Origin of the sequence: Halomonas sp. (assembly GCF_041689495.1) — a bacterium.
GTDB lineage: Bacteria > Pseudomonadota > Gammaproteobacteria > Pseudomonadales > Halomonadaceae > Halomonas.
In genome coordinates, this window is the sequence record NZ_JBDNGD010000505.1 from 1 (window position 1) to 6,973 (window position 6,973).

Consider the following 6,973-nt stretch of genomic DNA (forward strand, 5'->3'; position numbering starts at 1 on the left):
GGTCCCGATCACCCGCAGCGTCGGTTGCCTGCATTGCGGGCAGGTGTAGGTCGGATCCGGGTCGCTGGCGGCAGTATCGGCATCCGCTGCCTTCTCGACAACTGCCAGCGCCTGGCGGATCTGTGCCAGGCGTCGCCCTGCACGCGGCTGAGCTCCACCATCTGCAGCCAGGTGGACAGTGTCGGCTCCGGCACCACCACCCTGCCCTCGCGGCCGTGGTGCCACTCGAGCATCAGCACCTCGCCGTTGATCGAGTGCACCACCTGCTCGTCCTGCAGCCTGCTGCCGAAGATCTCGGCTTCCACCTTCGGCTTCTTGGGCAGCCCCATGAGCTTTAGCACCGAGCGGACGTAGCGACGGGCGAAGCCGCGTGGCCAGTGGTGCCCAGAGGCGCGGGGCCCAAAGTAGCCCATGGAAGTCACTCGGTCGGGTTGTTCCCCGTCCGCCGTGAATCACCAGCGAATGGCCTTGACACCCCATGAACACACTGGTTACCTTTCTCTCAGCGCCGATTTGAATCTCAGCTTGCGGGCGCTCTACAAATGCCGCTAAAGCGACGCCAGAGGCCCGCTTTAGCAAATGCTAAGCGGGTTTTTTGTTGTCCGGCCCTCGGGCCGCCGCCGATTTAAGCACCAACTTGCGGGCGGGATAGAAATGCAGCTAAAGCGGCGCACGACTCCTCTCCCCTGGGTCGGCGCTTGCCGACCAGACGAGGGGATTCAGGAGTTCGACATGACATATCTCGCATGGCCCGATAAGGGCCTCCATCGCCTTCCTTCCTCTCCAGCCGGTGCGGGCCCAGCTACCGCGCTGATCAATCCTGTTCTGCTTCATGACGACATCGTGCGCCCGGAGCTGAGCAATGACGTCATCCTGGCAGGCAACCGGAGTCCATGCAGCGACCAAGCAACGCATGGCCAATATCGGACCAACTGAGGAGGGAATGACAATGGACTTGTTTCAGGAACTGCAGCTCAGAACCCAACACCTGGCACCGACGGACGTGCTGCGGGCCATGGGCTACACCCAACCCACGCCCTCGGCGGAGGCGCAATACCTGGCCGTCCGGCAGAGCCCCTATCTCGGGCTGGAAGCCGAGTATCGGGACGAACACTTCGGCGAGCGAGGCTTCCTCGAGGCCTTGTGCCGTAGCGTCGGCATCGACGAACCCGACTACCGGCCAGCCATCGTCGCCATGGACAAGCGCCTTGCGGAGGATCGGGCGGCCCACCGCCACTGGCTGTTCGCCGACACGGATTTCGTGCGCTCGAGCAACCCCATCATTCCGATATTCGCAATGGCGTTCACCGAACACTTCCGGCGCCTGAAGTTTCCCTTCGGCTTCTGGCGGTTGCCTTATGAAAAGCGTCTGGCGGAGGCCTGCCAGAAGGCGCGAGAGCATATGCAACAAAGCGGCGGCCGCCTGGTGACCTGGGGCGAGATCCAGCGCTACCACTACGTCTTCGCGGAAGGGCGCAGCATCGTTATCTCTACCCAAGGGGAGGTGATAGACGAGCGTTCGAATTTCGATCCACCCCAGGCCACCTTCGGTCTGGCAGGTAGTGACCGGAATCTCGGCAATCTCTTTGCCGGCGAGGACGACTGAGTTCCCGCCCCAGTTCACGGTTGAGCTTGTCGACGGTGGCCATCAGCCGCTGGCGGCGCAAAGCGCTGTCGTTTTCACTCCAGCAGGGACGTGGCCGCGAGGCGCCCTGCTGGCCTTGCTGGGCTCGGCGCTCCAAGATCACGTTTTTCCCTGGTTCATCGTCATCCCACAGCAGCACTTGGCCCGGAATATACCCCTTCTTTAGCGGTGTCCTCATCGGCACTTGCCCAATCTTAGGACTCGTCACCTCGATGCTGGGCTGAAACACATAGTCGAGATCGTAATACCATCGAATTCAGCCTCCTTCACCGCTTCACCGGGCGCCACATCGTGATAGGTGTAGTCGGGGGCCTGAAGGGTTAGCGTGTCATCACCGGAGACTCCCTGATCCCTGCTTTGTCGGTGACGTGTCGCCGTGCCCCACCCATACGAACTTTTCGACATCCAGCGTTGACTCGCCATCCCACCGATAGGCGCACAACTTGGGAGTCTCCCCGGGCTCGAAGCCCCCTCCGGCGATGCTGTAGTCGAGACAGGCAATGTGACGGTTGCGCGGCTCAGGGGTGCCGGTCAGCCAGTAGTGGCCGACGAACAGCGGTTTGTCGCCGTCATAGCCCGGCAGAACATCTTCGGGGACTGGCTCGTGTGGAATCTGCGCGATGGCCTCGGCGGGCACCATGGCAAGGTCACGGTAGGTGAGCCGCTCCAGTTCCCACCAGCGGGTGCGGATGTGGTGACGGGGGTGGCCGTCTTTGTCGTAGAAGAAATGACCTGGAGGGAGTGGGATCTCCAGCCCCTTGATCAGGGTTTCCAGGGCATCGAAGGCGGGGGTGTCCTTGCGGGTCAGCTCCGACCAGGCATCCGGCAGGATGCATTGGCAGTCATCGAGATAACTATCCAGCACCTTGCGGGACTTAAGATCCCAGCAGGCATGCACCACCCGCAGCCCGTCGAGATCAAGATAGAGCGGCAGTGTCTTGAACCATTCGATATGTTCGCGGTGCAAGACACTGCCCTCGACCACCTGCTCCAGGTAGGCCTGATGCTGGTTGCGGTTCTTGGCGCTGTGGGCACGCAGGGGCTCTCCTGGGCGAGCAGGATCCTCACTGGCCCAGGCCACGGCGTTGAACTCGTGATTGCCCATCACCGCCAGCGCCGTGCCGGCCTCGACCATGGCTCGGGCGATGCGCACGGTCTCGACCTGCTCGGGGCCGCGATCGACGAAGTCGCCGAGAAAGATCACCCGGCGCTCGGGATGCGACCAGAGGCCTTGTGATTGCTGATAGCCGAGGGTTTCGAGCAACCGCTTCAGTGGGGTGGCGTAGCCGTGGATATCGCCGATGAGGTCATACATGCAGGCCTCCTGTGCCGGATGTTGGGACGTCCTACTTTGATCTTACCCAGCAATCGTGGACACCGATCTACGCGACTTTCTTGGCCTCGAAGGTCTCGTGACCCCCAGTGTCAGGATGAGTGTCGCTGGCTTCTCATCCTGATTGACGCGCTACAGACGAGATCACGTTTGGTCTGGTTCACAAGCGCCTCAACTTAGCTCGACAGTATTTGTCTTGCGTTGTCGCTCAACCTTCTGGCGACATCGTGGCTAGTCCGACTGTCTTTCTTAATATCCCCTAGCTGCCTGAAGATGACCTCTCGGGCCACGGTCAGCAGCAGAGGATCGGCATCGACCTTGAGTCCATCATCCTTCTGGGAAACTGGCCACAACAGCTTATCTTTCAAAGCCAGCATGCCATTTCGGTCCGGAGCATCGAATTTCAGATGTACCCGCTGACCATGACGGTTGTTAACGTCAGCCCGGAATCGATCGAATTCTGCAATCTGGTTGCTCGGTGTGTCGGGATTTGGTCTTAGCTTCAGCTCGGCGAGGCTGGCGGATACGGTATCCATCATGACCTTCTGCTGACGCCCTATCCGATCATCTTGTCGTTTCGCTGCCGGGCGAGAGCGTTCGATAAGTTCAATCTCAGTCTCTTCGGCAATTTCAACGCCAAAGGCGTCCTCAGCGGTGTTCAGACCATGGTCAGCTACGCGCAACGATGCCAGAGGTTTGCGCTCCTGCCATGCGGCTTGCACCGCTTCCAGTGGTTGCAGCATGTAATCCAGCAGCTTCTCAAAGACGGGGTCACCATAGGTAGCAAAGTACAGCTTACGGTGATCATCCTGTCCGAGGCCATGCTCGTAAAGCTCTCGCGATGTTGTCAGCAATACTTCCTGCGGCAGTCCAGGAACGTCGACCACCCGGTAAGCATCCCCACGCTTGAAGCTTTCGATGCCGCCCCCCAGCGCCTTGAGATACTGACTCTCATGGATGGCCCGCCAGATATCTTCAAGAGTTGCCGGAATCGGCTCCGCACGACGCTGAGCCTCCAGGTGTTCATATGCAGCCTTCTGTTCCTCAGCCTTGAACTCGATGAGCTGTTGCCGCTCCTTGATGCGCTCGGCATGCTGCTGAGCTCGGCGAATAAGCTCCTCTTCGTCGATCTTGCCTTCCTCACCATCTGCCTTGGCGTAATCCTCGAAATCTTCGGGCTGGATGGGCAGTAGCGAGAATTGCAGCTCACCGGATACGGTGAGCGCCTCACGGAACCGCTTGACCAGACGCGAGTACACCACCTCCTCCACGCTTCCCTGGTAGAGGTAGTTCAGGACGTGGATCTGTTTGTGATGCTGACCGATACGATCGATGCGGCCGATACGCTGCTCCAGCATCATCGGATTCCACGGCAGGTCGAAGTTGATCAGCAGGTCCGCGCTCTGCAGGTTCAAGCCTTCAGCTGCAGCATCCGTACACAGCAGAATGTCGATGTTGCCCGCGACGAAACGTTGCTTGATCGTCGTGCGGTCAAGCCTTTCAGGATGGTATTCACCGGAACGACGCAGGGTGCCACCAGCCCCGGAGAAGGTGCCGATCGGGCATCCAGGGAGTAGTCGCCTCAGCTCGCCATGAAGATAGTTCATGGTGTCGGCATAGCGAGTGAACAGCACCAGCTGCCGAACACGATCGGTGCCATTGATCCGCCGCTGGTCGATATCCCGCAGCAACCGCTGCATTTTGTGCGGAGTCGTCGGGAGCCGGTCCATGGTCGAAATCAAACGAGCTACAGCGCCTTGTTCCCAGGTCAGGTCGCTTTCGGTGCGGTGCTTGAGGACCAGCCCTTCGACCTCTTCATCACCTAGCTCCTCCAATTCTTCCCGGTCAGCGTCGCTATAAGCAAACTGCTGTGCCTTGTGGTCCAGGGTCTGCTGGATCTTTTCCAGACGCCGCTCGAGAGAGCAGCGTAACGCATGGAAGGAGGACGCATAACGAAGGCGTAGGAAGCTGAGGTAGAACCCGATAGCAGCCCGCTGCCTGCCCTCTTCCATGTTGGCCGCCATGTGGCTGGCCAAGTCGGCACAGTACTCCTGGAGCTGGTCGTAGACCTCACGCTCCACGCCGGCAAGGGAAATGATGCCAGGCTGGACGTTCCGCCATGCCAGGTTAGCGTTCAGCAGGCCTTCTCGCTGATAGGCGCGCAGCAGCGAGCGGGTGTGCCGTAGCATGCTCCGGCCCAGAGGAGCCAGCAGGCTCAACGCCGGTTGCACCTCGTCCCAGCCAAAGATGGGCTCTTCCCAGCGCTCTACAAAGTCATCCAAACCGCTCTTCCCGAAGGTAGAGAGCACATGCTCATGCACGAACTGCCACTGCTCAGGTGATGAAGCACGGACGTTGTTCAGGTAGCGGCGAAGCCATTCCTTTTCATAGTCGGCCATGAGCTCGTTGTTGAGCAGCTTGTCTCGGACCCGATAGAAGATTTCGCATAGGTCTTCGGAAAACTGCACGGCGCCGGCAGAAGGCATCAGCTTCAGCAGATCAAAGGCTTCAACCCGGTTGAGCTGCATCGGCGTCGCTGTGGCCAGCAGCAAGGTCCGTGACTTGCCATACAGCGAACCCTGCAGCTCCTGGTAGAGCTTGTTGAAGCGCGGCATGGTGGTCTGATTGTCTGGCGTCTGGCGCCTAGCCTTGTGAGCCTCGTCCACCAGCACTAGATCCGTCTCTGGCAAATTTGCCAGTAACCTTCCCCCATGGCGATTGATAACCAAGCCAGTAGAGACGATTTCAAGCGGGGCATCGAACATCTGTCCGTCGCCCTGGATGGGCTCACCGCTGAGCATGTCAATGCGCTCCCAGCGTCCCTTGCGACTGGTCCGGCGCACAAAGGGCAAGAAGAACTTTTCGGCCATCTCGACCAGCCACTGCGAGGTCAGGGAGGCAGGGGCAAACACCCGTATTGAGCTTGCACGGCCACTTAACCACAGGGAACGGAAGGCCAGGCCTGCCTCGATGGTCTTGCCGAGGCCGACCTCATCACAGAGCAGGTGGTTGCGTGGGTAGGTGTCGAGCAAGCGGCTGGCAACGAAACGCTGATGTGGCCAGGGCTCGATGGGCGTGGTCTCGATCCCGACTCGCTCGCCACCGGGGAGCAATGGTGCCAGGCGGATCATGGCGAAACGAAGTCGCTCGGACAGGCTGGGCTTGATCTCATCTCGCTCTCGCACTTGATGTGGTTGTAGCGACATGGCCGTACCATCGATCTCGAACAGCCCACTGGCATTACTAGCGATTTTCACCAGCTCGGCCTTGACCGCCTCGGGCAGTGAGAACGTCTTGATAGCAGGATGCTGCCCCTGCCATAGCGCGAGAAAACTGCGGTGCTTTTGGGCAAAGAGTTTGCGGTTCCACTCTTCCCACGAGGGCTGAACCGTGATGTTCTCGGCGTTGATGGCAAGCGCTGTCCGCGATTCGTTCAACGAACCCGAAATGAACAGCTCATCGTGGTCATCACCGAAGATCGCCCACTTCTCGTGCAGGTAACCATCCTGAGCAAAGTCCAGAGGCTGTGGGGTGCCATCCTGAGCATGCACCCGCAAGCCCACCCGAATGGCCAGGTGGCCATTGGTGACCATCCATGCCAATAGTTCGACGCCATGACGTAATGCGGAAGGCCACTGCCGCGAGGACTCGAGCTGTGCCAGCATCACCTGACTGGCACGCTGTTCATCGCCTTGCAGAATCGCAGCGGCATCTTCAGGGTCGAGCTGCATGCCTACCACGAGGCGCGCCACACCACCGTTCTCGACGAAACGCGAAAACCCTTGAGACGCTGCAGCCAGAGACGAAGAGGTAAAGTAGCCGGCCACGCGGTCATAGCGGGTCGCCCGTTTCAGTGCTGGAATATAGAAGTCGTGCAGCACATCAACCAGCTTGCCATCCTCACGAATATCAGAGGTGGCATAGCTGGGTTCCCAAGGGAAGTCACGCAATGTCATGGATGCCTCCTTGCGCCACGTGTAGTCGGTGCCCAGTGA

Annotated in this window: 4 protein-coding genes; 1 reads left to right on the plus strand and 3 read right to left on the minus strand. The window is 59.8% G+C overall.

Annotated elements, in window-relative coordinates; translation table 11 throughout:
• Window positions 1–8: 8 nt before the first annotated feature.
• The gene (locus ACESMD_RS15000; protein ID WP_372614548.1) at window positions 9–413 is read right to left on the minus strand and encodes a hypothetical protein; all 405 of its coding nucleotides are present in this window, start codon (window positions 411–413) and stop codon (window positions 9–11) included.
• Window positions 414–949: 536 nt separating this feature from the next.
• Between ACESMD_RS15000 and ACESMD_RS15005 the strand changes: the two genes are divergently transcribed.
• The gene (locus ACESMD_RS15005; RefSeq protein WP_372614550.1) at window positions 950–1,606 is read left to right on the plus strand and encodes a hypothetical protein; all 657 of its coding nucleotides are present in this window, start codon (window positions 950–952) and stop codon (window positions 1,604–1,606) included.
• A 370-nt stretch (window positions 1,607–1,976) separates the two neighbouring features.
• Here the strand turns inward: ACESMD_RS15005 and ACESMD_RS15010 are convergent, their stop codons facing one another.
• Together ACESMD_RS15010 and ACESMD_RS15015 are read right to left on the minus strand one after the other, a co-directional pair.
• A complete protein-coding gene (locus ACESMD_RS15010; RefSeq protein ID WP_372614552.1) occupies window positions 1,977–2,960 on the minus strand; it encodes a metallophosphoesterase in 984 nt (327 codons plus the stop codon).
• Window positions 2,961–3,154: 194 nt separating this feature from the next.
• On the minus strand, window positions 3,155–6,934 hold the full coding sequence (locus ACESMD_RS15015; protein ID WP_372614554.1) for a helicase-related protein: 3,780 nt from the start codon (window positions 6,932–6,934) through the stop codon (window positions 3,155–3,157).
• Window positions 6,935–6,973: the final 39 nt, after the last annotated feature.